The sequence below is a fragment of the Cytobacillus sp. FSL R7-0696 genome, assembly GCF_038006865.1.
GTDB lineage: Bacteria > Bacillota > Bacilli > Bacillales > Cytobacillaceae > Cytobacillus > Cytobacillus kochii.
Genome location: NZ_JBBOWA010000001.1, coordinates 3,036,149 through 3,056,252 on the forward strand (window position 1 = coordinate 3,036,149; position 20,104 = coordinate 3,056,252).

The following is a 20,104-nucleotide window of genomic DNA, read 5'->3' on the forward strand; positions in this document are numbered from 1 at the left end:
GTACTTTCAGCTTATTTTTGGCAAAAAATGTAGAATTTTTGTTATAAATAAACACGAATCATAGAAAAACTGGTATATTTCAGTTGTTGAAAGATTAATAATAATTTGAAGGAGGAACAGAATGAAATTAGCTAGTAATCGATGGTTGGCCTTATTGATGATTTTTATGTTAATATTTTCCAGCTTCAGCCCTCTAGCGGGACAAGCAGCACAAGAAGATGTATTGACGGTGAATGAAGCGATTGAAAATAATGAAGGAAATGCAACAGTAGAAGGTTACATAGTAGGTCATACAGTTTCGACGAATAATTACAATTTTAATCCACCTTTCAGTAATGACTATAATATTGCGATAGCTGATGATGCGAATGAACAAGATTCGTCAAAAATTTTACCTGTTCAAGTGTCTAGCAGCTTTCGTGCGACATTTGGCTTACAGACTAACCCTGATATTATAGGTGAAAAAGTACAAATAACAGGCAATCTTGAAGCATATTTTACCGTACCTGGCTTGAAAAATCCAACTGCATTTACATTTGCTGATGGAAACCCTGATGATGGTGAAGAGGAAGAGCCAACTGATGGTATTGAAGGTCTGCACATTCGTGATATACAAGGAGCGGGGCATGAGTCTCCTTATGTAAATCAGAACGTAACAGCCGTACAAGGTATCGTAACAAAAGTAGTAGATAACAGTAATTTTTATATGCAAGATGATACACCCGATGATAATCCCCATACATCAGAAGGGATTCTCGTGTACAAGCCTACGCATCAAGTGAAAGTTGGAGATAAGGTTACAGTGGATGGGCTTGTGAAAGAATGGGTTCTTGACGGATATAGTGAAAAGTTAGAAACAGATTTAGCCATGACGGAAATCAATGCCCAAAATGGGAAGTTAAGCATTGAATCATCAGGAAATGACCTGCCAGAAGCAATTGTTTTAGGCAAAGATCTTCCTATACCTCATGATATTATTGATAATGATGAATTGCAATCTTTTGACCCTGAGGAAGATGGTATCGATTTTTATGAGAGTCTAGAAGGTATGCGCGTCGCAGTGGAGAATCCTCAAGTTGTTGCACCTCAAAAATATGGTGAAATACCTGTCATTGCGAATCAGGAAGAGGATAAACTCTATACGGATCAAGGCGGAGTTTTATTAACGGAAGATAATGCAAATCCAGAAAGACTGCATCTTTTATTAGAAGAGGATAATTATGTAGCTAAAACGGGTGATCGTTTTGATGGTACAGTCACCGGTGTAATTAGTTATGGTTATAGCAACTTTAAAGTGTTAGTGGATATGGATTCTTTACCAGATCTTATTGAATCGGAAAAAGAAGAAGTAACGACAGAACTTGGTAAGGATGAAGGAAAATTAACAGTTGCCTCTTATAATATTGAAAATTATTATGAAGGTACAAGCCAAGAAAAGACAAATAGAATAGCGCAGTCAATGGTCAATGAGTTAAATTCACCGGATATTATTGGTCTTGTAGAGGTACAAGATGATAATGGCCCGACTGATGATGGTATAACAACGGCAAAAGCTAGTTATGAGAAATTAATTGCAGCCATTGCCGCAAACGGTGGTCCGACGTATGACTGGGCAGATATTGCACCAGAAGACAAGCAAGATGGCGGTCAACCGGGTGGGAATATCCGAGTAGGATATCTCTATAATCCAGAGAGAGTTACATTAAAAGAGGCACCAAAAGGCGGGGCTAACGACGCGGTTACGTATGAAGACGGTCAATTAACATTGAACCCAGGTCGCATCGATCCGACGAATGAAATTTTCCAAGATACAAGAAAATCGCTAGCTGCACAGTTTGAATTTAATGGAGAAGATGTGATTGTCGTTGCTAATCACTTTAATTCTAAGTCAGGTGATGAACCGCTATTTGGGAAGAATCAACCTCCAGAATTAGTGAGTGAAGCACAAAGAATACAGTTAGCAGAAGCTGTAAATGGGTTCGTGAAAGATATAGAGTCTAAAAACCCAGATGCGAATGTTATTGTATTAGGGGATATGAATGATTTTCAATTCACTCCCACATTAGAAACATTAAAAGGTGAAGAGTTAACGAATATGGTTGATACTTTACCGGAAAACGAACAGTATACGTATAATTACCAAGGAAATATGCAAGTACTTGATCATATTTTAGTATCGAATCGTTTAGCAGAAGCTGCCAAAGTAGATGTTTTAAATATCAATTCTCTATACATGGAGGAGCATGGTAGAGCTAGTGATCATGATCCGCTATTAGTTGAGTTAGACATCGCAGTTGAAGAGGAAAATGACGGGCCATTCTCAATGAGTATCCTTCATACAAATGATACCCATGCTCATTTAGAAAATGTACCAAGATTATTTACTGCAGTGAATCAACTAAGAGATGAAAAAGAAAATACACTATTAGTTGATGCTGGGGATGTATTCTCAGGTACATTATTTTTCAATATGTACCTGGGACAAGCGGACTTACAATTTATGAATCGCCTAGGTTATGATGCTATGACATTTGGAAATCATGAATTTGACAAAGATTCGCAAGTGTTGGCTGACTTTGTATCCAATGCGGATTTTCCATTTGTTAGTGCAAATGTGAATGTTGAGAATGATGAGATTTTAAGTGAATTAAAAGTAAATGAGTTTGGATATCCTGGAGAAAACGGTAAGATCTATCCTGCCATTATTAAAGAAGTAGATGGCGAAAAAGTAGCATTATTTGGCTTAACAACAGAGGACACTTCATTTTTGGCGAACCCAGATGAAGCCATTGTTTTTGAAGATGCAGTTGAAATGGCCAGCAATACAGTAGCAGCGCTTGAAGAAGAAGGAATTAATAAAATTATTGCACTTTCACATTTAGGTTATACGCCAGATCAGGAATTAGCTGAAGCTGTTCAAGGTATCGATGTGATTGTTGGAGGACATTCTCATACGACATTAGAAGAGCCAGTTGTAAAAAATGAAGATGGAGAACCAACTTTAATCGTTCAAGCCAATGAATATCATAAATATTTAGGCTCTTTAGCCATTGTTTTCGATGATGAAGGCGTACTGTCAGAGTGGGATGGTGAGTTACTTGATCTCGTTAGTCAAGATGAGAACGGTGAATATGTTTATGAAGAAGATGAATGGGCGCGTAATAAACTTGATGAGTTAAGTGAACCGTTGGAGGAATTAAAACAAGAAGTAGTCGGGTACAGTGAAGTTGCCTTGAATGGTGAACGTACTGATGTTCGTACGAAAGAGACCAATTTAGGAAACTTGATTGCAGATGGTATGCTCTCTAAAGCTAATGAATCTGTGTCAACACAAATTGCGATGCAGAATGGTGGCGGTATTCGTGCATCTATTGCTCAAGGTGAAATTACGCTTGGCGATGTTCTTACTGTGTTGCCCTTCGGTAATATGTTAGTAACCCTTGATTTAACAGGAGAAGAAATAAAACAAGCATTAGAACATAGTGTAGCAAATATTGAAGAAGGTGCTGGCCAATTTATGCAAGTGGCAGGTCTTCGCTTTAAATTTGACCAAGCACAGCCAGTGGGTGAACGTGTCCATGGCGTTGAAGTGAAAGTAGACGGTGAATATATAGCAATCAATGAAGACGAAACCTATACGGTTGCGACCAACGCTTTCACGGCCGATGGTGGAGATGGATATGATATGTTCAAAAAAGCCAAGGATGAGGGCAGAATTACTGAACTATTTGAAGTGGATTATGATGTGTTTTCCACCTATTTGGAAAACAATAATCCAGTAGCTCCGGAGGTTGAAGGAAGAATTATTGCAGAAGTGAAATCAACGGATCCAGAAGAGCCAGGTGAACCAGAAAACCCTGAAGAGCCGAGCGCATGTATTCCTGGCCCCGATACTAGCTGGTCTGAGTGTAAACAAGAAATCATTGATCACTTGAAGGACAAAGTAAGAGAATTCACAAGATGGATTTGGGAAATGATTAAAAAATGGTTTGGGTTTTAGGATAAAATCTATTTAAAGTAAGCCCCAGCACACACTTCGTAAAAAGTTTGTGCTGGGGCTTTTTATTGTAGTGTTAACACCATATCTTTGAGATTTCTCGTTTTTTATAAGGAAGTGTTGGTAAATTATTTGTCGAGTCATCTTATCAGCTTTTTACATTTGAGAAGGAAATCCCTTCAAATGACACCAAAACACGTTTTACGCGGTTTGCCTTAAACAGTTATTAAACATGAATGACTCAATTAAGCAATTATAGTTACAAAATCAGAAAAAGTAACATAAGAATATGTAAGAATTTCTCCTTTTGTATTTGTGTGAAAAAAGCTATAATAAGAAAAAGGGTGACTGAATGCTCATTCATTCTCAAGGAGGATTTAAAAGTGAAAAAAACTGATTATATAGAAAATATTGTGACATGGGAAGAAGAATTTATATTTGCTCATCCTGTTAAGGTGCGCTTTTCTGAAACAGATATGTTTGGTCATTTGAATAATACGGTTCCATTTGTTTACTTTGAAGAGGCTCGCATTGAGTATTTTAAAAGTTTAAATCTTATGGACGATTGGGTGAAGGAAGAAAACGAAACATTTATTGTCGTTGCAGATCTCCAATGTGACTATATGAAGCAAGTTTACTTCGATGAGCACCTCTTAATTTATGTAAAAGCAGGCAGAATCGGACAATCCTCGGTAGATATTCATTACATGGGTAAAAGAGAGGATGGTGACATTTGCTTTACAGGAAGAGGAACGATTGTTCAGGTATCTAAATTAACTGGTAAAGGTGCGCAGTGGACTGATGAAATGAAGCTTGCTTTTCATGAGAAAATAAATGTACCTCAATCTTAGATAGGGACAGGCGTACATTTAGAAAATAAACATTCTCTACTTCAAGAATTTCAGTCACTCTCATTGTTTAACATACATATGATATGATGACTAATACACACCCACCCCGCGATTCATGGCTGGCGAAAGGCAAGGAGGGTTACAATACTTGAAGGAGAATGATTATACTCACAAGCCGTTACTCACAAAACGAGAAAGGGAAGTATTCGAGCTGCTAGTACAAGATAAAACAACTAGGGAAATCGCTGGTGAATTATTTATAAGCGAAAAGACAGTTCGGAACCACATATCTAATGCCATGCAAAAGCTTGGTGTAAAGGGGCGTTCACAAGCTGTTGTAGAGCTCCTTCGTATGGGAGAGCTAGAGTTATAATTTTAGACCGGCAGTCCGTCTGGATTGCCGGTTATCAATGTAATAGAGTTTGAGTATTCTAGGCGGGCGCAATGCTCGTTTTTCTTTTCTTGACATATTTTTTTAGTTTGCTTACAGTTCTCGCTTGAATTTTCCTCCGAAAAAGGTGACAATAAAATTAGGGTTAAAAGTAACGGAATAACCGAATATTTCGATGATATATATAGGAGTGTAGTGAATGAACGTAAGAGAACATAGAAATGAACATGTTAATGAAGTTGTAGCAGATATAGAAAAGGATTTACGATATATTTCTGGAATCATTAAGCAACATGGCCGTGAAATTTTAAGCAATTATACCATTACTCCCCCGCAATTTATTGCCTTACAGTGGTTATTAGAGGACGGGGACATGACAATTGGAGAATTATCGAATAAAATGTACTTAGCCTTTAGTACAACGACAGATTTAGTCGATCGTATGGAAAAGAGTGAATTGGTAAAAAGAGTAAAAGATCCTAATGATCGTCGCGTTGTAAGAATCCACTTATTGGAGGAAGGCGAAAGAATTATAGAAGAAGTGATCGATAAAAGGCAAGATTATCTGCAAGAAGTATTAAAGGATTTTTCCGGTGAAGAGGTCGTTCATTTAAGGGAGAATCTAAGAAAATTGCATCAAGATATGAAAAGAGATTGAGGCGAGAAGAAAGTGAAACAACCGATAGGTATTATTGATTCAGGGGTTGGCGGATTAACTGTTGCAAAGGAAGTGATGCGTCAGTTACCTAATGAAAATATTATTTACTTAGGAGATACAGCTCGATGTCCATATGGTCCGAGGTCTGGAGAAGAAGTAAAAGAATTCACATGGCAAATGACGAAGTTTTTATTAGAAAAAGAAGTGAAGATGCTCATTATTGCCTGTAATACTGCGACTGCTGTTGCGTTAGATGATATTAAAAATGAGTTACCAATTCCGGTCATTGGCGTTATTTTTCCTGGAGCAAGAACGGCGCTAAAAGTAACAGAAAATCATATCATTGGCATCATTGGTACAGCGGGAACGGTGAAGAGTCGTGCTTATGAACTCGCTTTAAAAGGGATCAATAATCGTACGGTAGTTCATAGCCTAGCTTGTCCAAAATTTGTCCCACTAGTAGAAAGTGGGGAGTACGAGAGTGTATTTGCGAAAAAAATCGTTCTAGAAACGTTAGGGCCATTAACAAATAAAGGTTTAGACACATTGATATTAGGCTGTACACATTACCCGCTGTTGGAGAATCTTGTTAAGCAAGTGATGGGTGAAGGTGTTAACGTGATTAGTTCCGGAGATGAAACCGCTCGAGAAGCAAGCACGATTCTTTATGATCGCGGCTTTTTAAACACGAGTGAAGAAGATCCTCAGCACCGTTTTTTCACAACAGGTTCTGAAGCGATGTTCAAAGACATAGCAACAAAATGGTTGCATAGAGAGATAAACGATGTGGAGCGCATACAACTCGGATAATATGGAGGCACCAAATATAATCAATGAACAATCATTGGTTGTATTTGGTGTTTTTTAAATGAATAGATTGCGAGAAAGAAACGATATGCGTTATGCTTTTAAATATATATCAATAAAAAATGAGGTGAGGATGGATATGCAAACAGCAGAGGAGCATTTGCAGAAGTATTTCGGTTATACAAGTTTTCGACCAGGTCAAAAAGATATTATTTACAATTTAAATCATGGCCACAACGTACTTGGCATTCTACCAACTGGCGGTGGTAAATCACTCTCCTTCCAAATTCCCGCACTTATGAATGACGGTGTGACGATCGTTATCTCCCCTTTAATTTCACTGATGAAAGACCAAGTAGATGCCCTTCTTGAAGCAGGAATTCCTGCAGCCTATATGAATAGTAGTCTTTCTTACAAGGAATATTCGGAAACAGAAGAGCGACTGTTAGCAGGGGAATATAAGCTTGTCTACATAGCTCCGGAACGTCTGGAGTCAATGGAGTTTCTAACGATTATGGAAAAGATTCATTTGTCAATGATTGTCTTCGATGAGGCTCATTGTATTTCTCAATGGGGACATGATTTTAGACCGAGTTATCGATCGGTAGTAGACAGGATTTTCTCTCTTACTGAAACGCCTGTAATTGCTGCATTAACAGCGACAGCGACGAAAAATGTAGAAGAAGATATAAGTCGCTTATTGCATATAGAAAAAGAACATATATTTGTTACAGGCTTTGCCCGAACGAACCTTTCTTTTCAAGTGTTAAAAGGAAGAGATAAGCGCAAGTATTTAGAAGCCTATGTTTCCAGTAGAAAAGAAGAATCAGGTATTATCTATACGTCTAGCAGAAAACAAACCGATCAATTATATGAACATTTTCTAAAGAAAGGTTATAAAGTTGAAAGATACCATGCTGGTCTTTCTGAGGATAAACGTAAACACTCTCAAGAAAAATTTGTCCATGATCAAGTGACGTTGATGATTGCTACCAATGCGTTTGGGATGGGGATTGATAAACCGGATGTGCGTTATGTGGTGCACTATAATATGCCACGAAACATCGAAGCTTATTATCAAGAAGCCGGAAGAGCAGGACGAGATGGGGAAGAAAGTGAATGTATTTTACTTTACTCACCTCAAGATATTCTCCTACAAAAATTTTTAATAGAAAAGAGCGAGCTGTCAACAAGCCTTCGCGAGCAAGAATATGAAAAACTAAGACAGATGACGAATTATTGTCATACGGAAAGTTGCTTGCAATCCTATATTGTCGCTTATTTTGCCAATCAAGATGTCTCGTCATGTAATAAATGTTCGAACTGTTTAGATGAAAGACAATCTGTTGACATTACGAATGAAGCAATGATGATATTCTCGTGTATTAAGCGAATGGGAGAGCGTTTTGGCGTTAAGCTAACAGCTCAAGTGTTAAAAGGGTCCGCGAATAAGCGGATTAAGCAATTGTCTTTTCATACACTTACAACATATGGGCTTATGAAAGAAAAGACGGAAAAGCAAATTGTTGATATGATTAATTATTTACTTGCTGAAGGCTATCTTTCAATGACAGATGGCCAATATCCGACCGTTACATTAGCAGATGAAGCTGTCCCGGTTTTAAAAAGAGAAGCCCAGGTATCTATGAAAATTTCTGAAGATAAAGAGCTAGAAGAACGTCCGGCTGGTGAAGAAAATAGCGAGTTATTTACTATCCTAAGGGAGTTAAGAAAAAATTTAGCGCAAGAACAAGGTGTGCCGCCCTATGTCGTTTTTGCTGATACAGCTTTAAAAGAAATGTGTACTTATTTCCCTACTACTAAAGAAGCGATGTTATCGATTAAAGGTGTTGGTGAAATGAAGTTTAGTAAATATGGGGAAGCATTTCTAGAGGAGATAAAAATTTTTACTGAAAAAAATGACATAGAGGTCAAAGAGCAACACTTTGTGAAGACACCACCAGTAAATAAAAAGGCGGCTGAAGGGACAGGAAGTCATATCCATTCATATGAAGCCTTTCTATTAGGTAAAACGATTGCGGAGATTGCTAAAGAGCGTTCCTTTTCACCGATAACGATTCAAAATCATATTTTTAGAGCGGTAGCAGAGGGCCATCCGATTGACTGGGATCAAGTTTTCAATGAGCAGGTAGAAGAGGAAGTACTTGTAGCTGCAGATAAAGTCGGTGTAGAAAAGTTAAGACCGATTAAAGATGAAATCAATGATGATACAATTGATTACTTTCAAATTAAGGCTGTTTTAACGAAACATCGTCTCGTTTGAATACGCTTTGTCCAAATTTGTCTAAAAGAATAGAAGACTTTCTTTCCTAAAGGCGGTCTATTTTGTAAATAGGCCCGTATACATGTAGTACAAACTGTCTTAGGAGGGAAAGGTTATGTCTTTAAATAAAAAAGCGACCATCGCAGTGTCCGCTGTATTAGTTTCATCTGCTTTGTTATCAGGTTGTGGATTATTTGGTGGAGAGGAGAAAGAGAAAATTGACCCACCGAGTGAAATGTCCATTAATAACGAAGATGCCAATGTAGAGACAGAAGAGACAACTGGTGAGGAAAGTGGAGCTGCTGATGAAGCGGCAGAAACAGCAACGATTCCAACAGAATTATACTTAATTGACAATAATGGATATGTTGTATCACAAACATTAGATTTGCCAAGTACGAATTCTGTTGCTAAACAAGCGTTAGAATATTTAGTGGTAGATGGAAAAGTAACTGAACTCTTACCAAATAATTTCCGTGCAGTCTTACCAGCCGATACAAAAATGACGGTTGATGTGAAAGATAAAGTGGCTCATGTTGATTTTTCTAAGGAATTTGCTGAGTATAATCCAGAAGATGAAGCAAGAATCCTGCAATCAGTCACATGGACATTGACCCAATTCGATGAAATAGAACAAATGAAATTGAGTATAAATGGGAATGCGATTAAAGAAATGCCAGTCAATGGTACACCAATTGGCGAAGAAGTAAGTCGTTCTATCGGTATCAATTATGATAACTCTGTTGTCACAGATATTACAAATACAAAACCAGTTACCGTTTATTACATGGGTGGCGAAGAAGATGATAAATACTTTGTTCCAGTAACAAAAAGAGTGTCCAATAATGTCGACAATAACGTGACGGCAATCATTGATGAGTTAGGTAACCCTTCTTTAGGATCTAAACTTTCTGCCGTCTTACCAAGTGAAGTCGCTTTATTAGGTGAACCTAAAGTAGAAGATGGAACGATTACGCTCGATTTCGATGAATCGATTTTCTCTAGTGGGGAAGAAAATGTCATTAACGAAAATGTATTAAAAGTTTTAGCGTTATCACTTACGGAACAAGCAGAAGTGGAATCTGTTGCTGTTACAGTGAATGGCGAGGGTGATTTACTTGATGAAGATGGCGAAAAGCTAGAGCCTGTTTCCAGACCTGAAAGTGTGAATACAGGAAGCTATTAATTGGTATCACCATCCTTTTATAGTAAAATGAGAAGAGTGAGGAAAGGGGCCTCCTCTTCTCTTTATTTTTTTATGACGAACGTAAAAGGAAGGAAACGCTATATGTCTGAGATTATTATTGCGACAAAGAATAAAGGCAAAGCAGAGGAATTTAAAAAAATGTTTGCACCACTCGGTTATGAAGTGAAAACATTACATGATTATCCTGATATGCCAGATGTGGAAGAAACGGGTACGACTTTTGAAGCAAATGCCGTTTTAAAAGCAGAAGAGATTTCCCGCTTAATGAATCGACCGGTGATTGCTGATGATTCCGGATTATCAATTGATGCACTTGAAGGACGCCCAGGAATATTTTCCGCTCGCTATGCAGGGGAAGATAAAAATGATGAAGCGAATATAGATAAAGTACTTGAAGAAATGAAGCATGTACCGGAAGAGAAGCGGGATGCTCGGTTTTATTGTGCACTCGCGGTAGCTATCCCTGGAAAGAAAACATACACCGTTTCGGGAACATGTGAAGGTAAAATTCTTTATGCACGAAAAGGAACAAATGGCTTTGGTTATGATCCCATCTTTTGGGCGAATGCAAAGAATAAGGCGATGGCAGAGTTAACATCAGATGAAAAAGCAGCCATTAGCCATAGAGGACATGCATTAAAGCAATTAGAAAAAGATCTTCCAACTATTCTTTAAGGAGGAGGATAACATGAAGTTACTCATCGTTAGTGACAGCCACGGTGATGGTGACATCCTACAAGAACTAAAAGCACGTCACAGTCAAGAGGTCGATTATATGGTTCATTGTGGTGACTCTGAATTAAGTAGTGACCGAGCTGAAATCACTGGATATGTCGCTGTGAGAGGGAATTGCGATGCCGATGCTCGCTATAAAAACGAAGAATTAATAGAAACGGATAACGGCAAAGTATGGATTACACATGGTCATCTATATGGCGTAAAATCGTCCTTATTAGGTTTAAGCTTAAGAGCAAAAGAAGTAGCTGCACGTATTGTATGCTTTGGTCATTCGCATCAATTGGGGGCTGAAATGGTAGATCAAATCCTTTATCTTAACCCAAATAGTATCTCGCTTCCAAGGCATCCGAAAGAAAAAACATATATGATGGTAGATTGGACAGCGGAAAAAGTGGTCGTTTCCATTTGGACAAGAGACGGTGTCGAGCTCGAGGAATGGCAGCAATCCTTTTCCTGTGCATAGCCAGAGAACTGCTATTTTTACAGCAGTTCTCTTCCAATCATAAATTTATTTAAAAATTAATTGACACTTCAGTTTATCCTGCGTATAATAAATATTGTCTTGATATTAAGTCCCAGTAGCTCAGCAGGATAGAGCAACAGCCTTCTAAGCTGTCGGTCGGGAGTTCGAATCTCTCCTGGGACGCCATTAGCTACATATTTATCTACCAACACTAGCGTTGATTCCGGTGAAAACTTGGATTAGCGCTTTTTTTATTTGAGCTAGAGGTCGATTTCATATTAGACTTCTCCATAAGTAATCTTCCTTTGTTGTTTTCCATCCTCAATTAAAAACCTAAAAAAATAAATATAAAAATACTATCTTAGAATAATAGTGATAGGATGCAGTGAATAAAAACCTACTCAAATACTGGTGATTTTTATCGAATGATGTAACGATGAGTCGGTATATGGTAGAAGTTATCACGTTTGTATGTGATTAAATATTAAAAAAATGGATTAACATGAAATGGTATCTGAAGGTTGTAGTTTCTTTGTATAGTATTTATCGTAAATGAACGCACATGATTTATCTTGTAATAGCCTTCAATTAGACGCGTTCTTTTGCTCATGAGCTGTTCATATACCCCCATCCTAAAAGTACTTTACTTGCTATTCTCGCATGCCACAGAATGAATAAAATAATAAAAAATTTTGTCCAATTAAAAGGTTAATAGATCAATGATGTAAGCGGATACATGAAAACAGACTAATCTAAATTATCAAATAATTTTCCAAAAAGGTGTTGACGACTTTTGAAAATGGGCGTAAGATAGTCCTCAACAAAGCAAAGCACAATAAAATAAATCGAAAATGAAATTGGAAGCAGCGTTATTTTCCTTTTATTTTTACAAACGAAATTTTAGTGGTTTAAAGTGAGAAACTAAAAGCGTTGATGAGGATAAGTAGTTTTTTGATGTAGGTTTTGCAGAGAGCCGGGCAAGCTGGAAACCGGTAAACCAGTCTTAAAATGAACTCACCTCGGAGTGGAGACTTGAACAATGATAAGTAGAGTCTTCCGGGTCGAAGGAACCCGTTATCTAAGCTTAGCAGTTATTATGCTGTTACTGAGTGCGCGTGAAGATTTAAAACGCGAACAAGGGTGGTACCGTGGAATGGTGATCAAAGCCTTTTCATCCCTTGACCAATGATTGGTCAATGAGGGATGGAGAGGCTTTTTTATATTTAATTTAATTTTATTAAGGAGGTTAAAGAGCGATGGTGCGGGAAGCTGCCTTAACAGAAGAAGTGAAAACAAAGCTTGAGACGATTACAGGCGCAGACTTATTAATGGATGCGTTAGAAAGGGAAAATGTAGAAGTCGTCTTTGGCTACCCTGGCGGAGCGGTTTTGCCGATTTACGATAAGATTTATGATGCGAAATTCCTTCATGTTCTCCCTAGACATGAACAAGGCGGCATACATGCTGCAGAAGGTTACGCAAGAATTTCAGGTAAGCCTGGTGTCGTCATTGCAACATCCGGGCCTGGAGCAACGAATATCGTAACAGGTTTGGCTGATGCGATGATGGACTCATTACCAATTGTAGCTTTTACAGGTCAAGTAGCAACAAGTGTGATTGGTTCAGATGCTTTCCAAGAAGCAGATATATTAGGAATTACCACACCGATTACAAAATATAATTTTCAAATTCGCCAATTGGAGGATATTCCAAGAGTCATTAAAGAAGCCTTCTATATTGCAAAGACAGGCAGACCCGGTCCAGTGCTCATTGATATTCCTAAAGATATAGCTTCGACGATTACCGAAAGGCCCGAAGAAGTAGAAATGGAGTTACCGGGTTATCAACCGACATTAAAGCCTAATCGCCTTCAGATTCGTAAGCTCTCAGATGCGATAGGAGCAGCACAGAAACCAGTTATTTTAGCGGGGGCAGGCATTCTTCATTCGAAGGGGGCAAACGAACTCTTACAGTATGTAGAAAAAACAAAAATACCAGTTGTCCATACATTACTTGGTCTTGGTGGTTTTCCAAGTGATCATCCATTATTCATAGGCATGGCTGGCATGCACGGCTGTTACACAGCAAATATGGCTCTTTCTCAATGTGACTTATTGATTAATATTGGTGCAAGGTTCGATGACCGCTTAACAGGTAATTTGGAACACTTTGCTCCGAATGCTAAGGTTGCTCATATCGATATTGACCCTGCAGAAATTGGTAAAAATGTACCGACAGTTATTCCGGTTGTAGCAGACGCAAAGGCTGCGCTTCTCGCACTTCTTCAAGAAGAATGTAATGAACCAGCTCATAGCGAATGGATGGAGACATTAAAACAGTGGAGTGTTGCACATCCTTTCCATTATGATAAAGCATCACCAAAGTTAAAGCCGCAAAGAGTAATGGAGCTCTTGTATGAAAACACGAAGGGCGAAGCGATTGTAACGACAGATGTCGGTCAACACCAAATGTGGGCTGCGCAATACTATCGCTTTAAACATGCGGATAGGTGGGTTACATCTGGTGGGCTTGGAACGATGGGATTTGGTTTACCTTCTAGTATTGGCGCTCAAATTGCTGATCCAGATAGTTGTGTGCTTGCCATTGTCGGTGATGCAGGCTTTCAAATGTCAACACAGGAATTAGCAGTTATACAAGAAATGAACTTACCGATAAAAATCGCAATATTCAATAATCAATCCTTAGGGATGGTTAGACAATGGCAGGAGTTTTTCTATGAATCACGTTTTTCACATAGCAAGATTCCGGTTCAACCTGATTTTGTGAAGCTAGCTGAAGCTTACGATATTAAAGGTTATACCATAACGACAGAAGAAGAAGCAGAGAGAGTGTTAGCTGAAGTATTACACACAAGAGAGCCTGTATTGCTAGATTTCCGTGTCGATGCTGACGAAAATGTCTTTCCAATGATCGCTCCGGGTAAAGGGATTCATGAGATGGTAGGTGTGAAAGAATGAAGAGAATCATATCGCTCCTTGTTTTAAATAAACCTGGTGTACTTAATCGAATTACTAATTTATTTTCTAAACGTAATTATAATATCGAAAGTATTTCAGTGGGTTTATCTGAACAGGAGGGGATGTCAAGAATCACATGTGTAATTTATGTAGAGTCCGATCAACAAAGTGAGCAAATTACGAACCAGCTCAATAAACAGATAGACATACTGAAAGTGACGGATATTACAAATCAAGCAGTGGTTGCTAGAGAACTAGCTTTGATAAAGGTACAGTCTAATCCGCACTCAAGAAATGAGATTTATTCTTTAATTGAACCTTTCAGAGCTTCTGTCATTGACGTAAGCAAAGATAGTTTAGTCATCCAAATCACAGGAGAATCTGAAAAAATCGAAGCTTTCCTAGAGTTAATTAAGCCTTATGGTATTAAAGAGATTGCTAGAACGGGTACAACAGCATTCCCAAGAGGGACACAAAGACAGTCGCAACAAAAACATAATTTTTCAATTGTATAAAAAAATAAATGATGAAAAGAGGAGAATGAATAATGGCTAAAATGTACTATAACGGAGATGCAAATGAGAACTACTTAAACGGGAAAACAGTAGCAGTAATTGGATACGGATCACAAGGTCATGCGCATGCGCAAAATATGAGAGATAGTGGTGTAGAGGTAGTAATCGGCTTAAGGCAGGGAAAATCATGGCAGACAGCAGTTGAAGATGGCTTTCAAGTTTACTCAGTAGGAGAAGCGACTGCTAAAGCAGATATCGTAATGATTTTATTACCAGATGAATTGCAAACGAAAGTATATAAAGAAGAAATTGAACCAAATTTAACCAATCAAGCATTGATGTTTGCTCACGGATTTAATATCCATTTTAATCAAATCGTTCCACCGAAAGAAAGTGATGTTTTATTAGTCGCACCAAAAGGACCAGGTCATTTAGTAAGAAGAACATATGAAGAGGGAGCGGGTGTACCAGCGTTATTCGCTGTTCACCAAGATGTATCGGGTGAAGCAAGAGAATTAGCACTAGCTTATGCAAGAGCAATTGGTGCACTAAGAGCCGGGGGCTTAGAAACGACATTTAAAGAAGAGACAGAAACAGATTTATTCGGAGAACAGGCAGTATTATGTGGCGGACTGACTTCTCTTGTTAAAGCAGGATTTGAAACGTTAACGGAAGCAGGTTATCAGCCGGAACTCGCCTACTTTGAATGTCTCCATGAACTCAAATTAATTGTTGACCTTATGTATGAAGGTGGATTAGAAGGAATGAGATATTCTATTTCAGATACAGCACAATGGGGAGATTTCGTCAGTGGCCCACGGGTTGTAGATGAACGGGTAAAAGCAGAAATGAAAGAAGTATTAAAAGATATTCAAGAAGGTAAATTTGCTAAAGGTTGGATTATGGAAAACCAGGTGAATCGTCCAGTGTTTACAGCTATTAATGCAAAAGAAAGTGAACATGAAATTGAAAGAGTTGGTAGAGAGCTTCGCAAAATGATGCCATTCGTCCAAAACAATAAAAAGAAAGAAGTGGTGAGCAGTGCAACAAATTAATATATTCGATACAACGCTTAGAGATGGAGAACAGTCAGCAGGAGTCAACTTGAACTTCTCTGAGAAATTAGAGATTGCTAGACAGCTAGAAAGACTGAATGTAAACATCATCGAAGCAGGTTTTCCAGCCGCGTCTAAAGGAGATTTTGGATCGGTAAAATCTATTGCAGAAACAGTGAAGAACGCTTCTGTAACAGGTTTAGCGAGAGCGGTTTTATCGGATATAGATGCAGCATGGGACTCATTGAAGGGAGGAGCCGAACCAAGGCTCCATACCTTCTTGGCAACTAGTCCTATCCATCGTGATTACAAACTTAAAATGACAAAAGAGCAAGTAGTGGAAACGGCAGTTAACACCGTTAAGTATGCGGCGGAACGCTTCTCCATTGTCCAATGGTCAGCAGAGGATGCTTCAAGGACAGAATTGCCCTTCTTGGCAGAAATCGTGGAGAAAGTCATCCAAGCAGGAGCAAGGGTGATTAACATTCCGGACACAGTCGGATATGCAACACCGAAGGAATATGGAGAGATTTTTAAATATTTAAAAAATAATGTCCCGTCTATTGATAAAGTAGCATTATCAGCTCATTGCCATGATGATCTAGGGATGGCGACAGCGAATTCTTTAGCTGCGATCGAAAATGGTGCGACACAAATAGAGGGAACGATTAACGGAATTGGTGAGCGAGCGGGCAATGCAGCGCTTGAGGAAATAGCTGTCGCCCTTCACATTAGAAAAGATTTCTATAATGCCCAAACAACGTTAAACCTAGGGGAGATTAGCCGAACAAGTAGCCTTGTAAGCAAACTTTCCGGAATGCCTGTCCCAGCAAATAAAGCCATTATTGGAGCAAACGCTTATGCTCATGAATCTGGTATTCATCAAGATGGCGTATTAAAAGAAGTAACCACTTATGAAATTATTTCACCGCAATTAGTCGGTGTGCAATCTAACTCTCTTGTTCTTGGTAAACATTCAGGACGACATGCATTTAAAAATCGTTTAGACGAATTAGGATTAGATGTGGCAGACGAAGATATCAAACCACTATTTACCGTATTCAAAGATTTAGCCGATCGCAAAAAAGAGATGACAGATGAAGACTTAGTCGCCCTTGTGCTAGAAGAAAAATTGTCGAAGGAACAACGATTCTATGAATTAATTCAAATTCAAATTCAGTACGGTACGAATCAAGTGCCGACAGCAACGGTTACATTATCCGGTAGCGATAATCAAGTGATCCAGGAAGCGGGTACGGGTGCAGGTAGTATTGAGGCACTGTATAACACATTAGAAGCAAGTGTGAATGGTGAGATTAGTTTACTCGATTATCGCATTCAATCAGTTGGTGCCGGTAGAGATGCACTTGCGCAAGTGTTCGTTAAGTTAGCTTACCAAGGGGTAGAAACGAGCGGTCGAGGGCTCGCTCAAGATGTGCTCGAAGCATCAGCAAAAGCTTATTTAAATGCAGTTAACCGAGTTATATATATGAAGGAAAAAACGGAACCAGCTATGCAGAATAGTTAACATACATTTTAATCGGAGGGATAAAAGATGAAAAAACGTATCGCTGTACTACCAGGAGACGGGATCGGGAAAGAAGTTGCAAAGGGAGCAGTTGAAATTCTCCAAGCAGTCGGAGAGCGCTATAATCACCAATTTGAATTTTCTTATGGTATGATTGGCGGCCATGCGATTGATGAAAAAGGCAAACCACTTCCGGAAGAAACCATTCAACTATGCAAAGAAAGCGATGCGATTCTTTTAGGAGCAGTGGGTGGTCCTAAATGGGACCAAGTAAATCCTGAGATCCGTCCGGAGAGAGGGTTATTACAAATCCGTAAAGAGCTTAATCTCTATGCCAATCTTCGTCCAACAACTTATTTTGAAAGTTTGGCGCAATCTTCTCCTCTAAAAGATGAAGTGATCCAAGGTGTAGACTTATTGATGGTACGCGAATTAACTGGCGGATTATATTTTGGTCAACCGAGTGAACGCATGGATGCTAACGGGGAGTCTGCGGTAGTCGATACACTATTTTATAAAAAAGCAGAAATGAAGCGTGTAATCGAAAAAGCGTTTGTTTTAGCAGATAAGAGAAGAAAAAAAGTCACATCTATTGATAAAGCAAACGTGCTTGAATCAAGTAGGATGTGGAGGGAAACGGCAGAGGAAGTGGCAAAAGATTATCCGCATGTGTATCTTGAGCATATGTTAGTTGACAATGCGGCGATGCAGATGGTGACAAATCCTAAACAGTTTGATGTTGTCGTAACCGAGAATATGTTTGGTGACATTTTAAGTGATGAGGCTTCCGTTTTAACCGGTTCATTAGGTATGCTACCATCTGCTAGTTTATCTGAGAAGGGTCCATATTTATTTGAACCGATTCATGGTTCGGCACCTGATATCGCTGGCAAAAACGTGGCCAATCCGTTAGCAATGATTTTATCTGCTGCGATGATGCTTCGTGAATCGTTCGGGTTAGAAACAGAAGCGAATGAAGTAGAACGTGCTGTAAAACAAGTGTTAGATGCAGGCTTTAGAACGAGTGATATTGCGGAATTCGGCCAACAAGTGACATCGACAACAGAAATGATTGCGGAAGTAAAAGCGATGCTACTTGATAATGAAGCCATTATGCATATTATGGGTGCGTACGCTTAAATAATGGAGAAGGGACACGGCCCTATTGTGGGTCCGTGTTTCTTTTAGAAAGGTGTGAATATTAATGGGGCAATCAATTATAGAGAAAATATGGGAACAACATATTGTTCATCAAGAAGAGGGAAAGCCGGACTTATTGTACATTGATCTGCATTTAGTGCATGAAGTAACATCGCCGCAAGCATTTTCTGGCTTAAGAATGAAAGGAAGAACGGTTAGAAGACCAGATAAAACCTTCGCTACGATGGATCATAATATCCCAACAGATAATCGTAAAGTCATTAATGATAAGATTGCATTAAACCAGATGACAACACTAGAAAAAAACTGTGAAGAGTTCCAAATACGACTAGCAGGAATTGATCATCCAGACCAAGGAATTGTTCATGTCATTGGTCCGGAATTAGGCCTAACGCAACCAGGGATGACAATTGTATGTGGCGATAGTCATACATCCACACACGGTGCATTCGGCTCAATTGCATTCGGTATCGGTACAAGTGAGGTGGAGCATGTGTTAGCCACACAAACCATCTGGCGCCAAAAACCGAAAACGCTAAAAATCGAAATCAATGGCAAAAGGCAACAAGGTGTATCAGCAAAAGATGTTATCCTATATGTTCTTTCTCAATATGGGTTTGATTTTGGAACAGGACATGTCATTGAATATACGGGAGAAGTAATTGATCATATGTCTATGGAAGAGCGGATGACGATTTGTAATATGTCGATAGAAGGTGGCGCGAGGGCTGGATTAGTGAACCCTGATGAAACAACATTTTCTTACTTAAGAGGACGTAAGTATGTCCCAACAGGGGAAGCCTTTGAACAGCTAGTGACAAAATGGCAATCATTAGTGTCGGATGAAGATGCAACTTATGATCGTGTGATTACTATTGATGCAGCCAATATTGCCCCAATGGTTAGCTGGGGGACAAACCCAGCGATGACCTCTAAAGTTACTGATTCAATTCCTACATCAAGTGATTATGAAACAGCTGTGGAAAAGAAATCACTTGAGAGTGCTCTTAAATACATGGGACTAGAGGAAGGACAGAAAATAGAAGATATTCATATTCAACATGTATTTATCGGTTCTTGTACCAATTCACGACTAGAAGATCTACGTGAGGCTGCTTCTGTAATCAAAGGCAATAAAGTTCATCCTGATGTGCGAGCACTAGTTGTGCCAGGTTCACAAACGGTCAAGTCGCTTGCAGAAGAAGAAGGTCTAGATGAAATTTTTAGAGAAGCTGGGTTTGAATGGAGAGATTCGGGTTGCAGTATGTGTTTGAGTATGAATAATGATATTGTCCCTAGCGGTGAACATTGTGCTTCCACATCTAATCGGAATTTTGAGGGTCGGCAAGGATCTGGAGCGAGAACTCATTTAGTCAGTCCAATTATGGCTGCAGCAGCAGCTATTCATGGTCATTTTGTCGATGTTAGAAAAATGGTTGAAAGACAACCAGTAAGATAGGGAGCGGAGTAG

15 protein-coding genes, 1 tRNA gene and 1 other annotated feature are annotated in these 20,104 nt (G+C 38.9%); all 16 genes read left to right on the top strand.

What is annotated here, in order from left to right; genetic code table 11:
* Positions 1-121 precede the first annotated feature (121 nt).
* The 16 genes from MKX29_RS15740 (at position 122) to leuC (ending at position 20,092) form a co-directional block, all read left to right on the top strand.
* Positions 122-4,000, top strand: coding sequence for a 5'-nucleotidase C-terminal domain-containing protein (locus MKX29_RS15740; protein ID WP_341106472.1), 3,879 nt, complete (start codon positions 122-124; stop codon positions 3,998-4,000).
* A gap of 380 nt (positions 4,001-4,380) precedes the next feature.
* Entirely contained in the window at positions 4,381-4,848 is a 468-nt protein-coding gene (locus MKX29_RS15745) for an acyl-CoA thioesterase (RefSeq protein ID WP_341106474.1), read from the top strand.
* A 115-nt stretch (positions 4,849-4,963) separates the two neighbouring features.
* A complete protein-coding gene (locus tag MKX29_RS15750) occupies positions 4,964-5,221 on the top strand; it encodes a helix-turn-helix domain-containing protein (protein ID WP_370873250.1) in 258 nt (85 codons plus the stop codon).
* A 217-nt stretch (positions 5,222-5,438) separates the two neighbouring features.
* The gene (locus tag MKX29_RS15755) at positions 5,439-5,897 is read left to right on the top strand and encodes a MarR family winged helix-turn-helix transcriptional regulator (RefSeq protein WP_095372354.1); all 459 of its coding nucleotides are present in this window, start codon (positions 5,439-5,441) and stop codon (positions 5,895-5,897) included.
* Positions 5,898-5,909: 12 nt separating this feature from the next.
* Entirely contained in the window at positions 5,910-6,707 is a 798-nt protein-coding gene (gene racE / locus MKX29_RS15760) for a glutamate racemase (protein WP_095372355.1), read from the top strand.
* Between the two features lie 58 nt (positions 6,708-6,765).
* Positions 6,766-8,988, top strand: a complete 2,223-nt coding sequence (gene recQ / locus MKX29_RS15765) for a DNA helicase RecQ (RefSeq protein ID WP_341106475.1) — start codon at positions 6,766-6,768, stop codon at positions 8,986-8,988.
* A gap of 115 nt (positions 8,989-9,103) precedes the next feature.
* The gene (locus MKX29_RS15770; RefSeq protein WP_251162604.1) at positions 9,104-10,174 is read left to right on the top strand and encodes a GerMN domain-containing protein; all 1,071 of its coding nucleotides are present in this window, start codon (positions 9,104-9,106) and stop codon (positions 10,172-10,174) included.
* Between the two features lie 102 nt (positions 10,175-10,276).
* A complete protein-coding gene (locus tag MKX29_RS15775) occupies positions 10,277-10,870 on the top strand; it encodes an XTP/dITP diphosphatase (protein WP_251162605.1) in 594 nt (197 codons plus the stop codon).
* Between the two features lie 13 nt (positions 10,871-10,883).
* Complete coding sequence (locus MKX29_RS15780; RefSeq protein ID WP_341106478.1) at positions 10,884-11,396, top strand: metallophosphoesterase; 513 nt, start codon at positions 10,884-10,886, stop codon at positions 11,394-11,396.
* 109 nt (positions 11,397-11,505) lie between these two features.
* Positions 11,506-11,582, top strand: a tRNA-Arg gene (locus MKX29_RS15785).
* A gap of 735 nt (positions 11,583-12,317) precedes the next feature.
* Positions 12,318-12,578: a binding site (T-box leader), on the top strand.
* 74 nt (positions 12,579-12,652) lie between these two features.
* A complete protein-coding gene (ilvB, locus tag MKX29_RS15790) occupies positions 12,653-14,374 on the top strand; it encodes an acetolactate synthase large subunit (RefSeq protein WP_224935814.1) in 1,722 nt (573 codons plus the stop codon).
* Positions 14,371-14,889: an acetolactate synthase small subunit gene (ilvN, locus tag MKX29_RS15795; RefSeq protein ID WP_341106482.1), complete on the top strand. Its 519-nt coding sequence runs from the start codon at positions 14,371-14,373 to the stop codon at positions 14,887-14,889. The genes ilvB and ilvN overlap by 4 nt, the downstream gene beginning before the upstream one ends.
* Positions 14,890-14,921: 32 nt before the next feature.
* Entirely contained in the window at positions 14,922-15,944 is a 1,023-nt protein-coding gene (gene ilvC / locus MKX29_RS15800; RefSeq protein ID WP_095372361.1) for a ketol-acid reductoisomerase, read from the top strand.
* A complete protein-coding gene (locus MKX29_RS15805) occupies positions 15,931-17,472 on the top strand; it encodes a 2-isopropylmalate synthase (protein WP_224935815.1) in 1,542 nt (513 codons plus the stop codon). Before ilvC ends, MKX29_RS15805 begins: the two co-directional genes overlap by 14 nt.
* Positions 17,473-17,499: 27 nt before the next feature.
* A complete protein-coding gene (leuB, locus tag MKX29_RS15810) occupies positions 17,500-18,612 on the top strand; it encodes a 3-isopropylmalate dehydrogenase (RefSeq protein WP_224935816.1) in 1,113 nt (370 codons plus the stop codon).
* A 64-nt stretch (positions 18,613-18,676) separates the two neighbouring features.
* Positions 18,677-20,092: a 3-isopropylmalate dehydratase large subunit gene (gene leuC, locus MKX29_RS15815; RefSeq protein WP_341106486.1), complete on the top strand. Its 1,416-nt coding sequence runs from the start codon at positions 18,677-18,679 to the stop codon at positions 20,090-20,092.
* Positions 20,093-20,104: the final 12 nt, after the last annotated feature.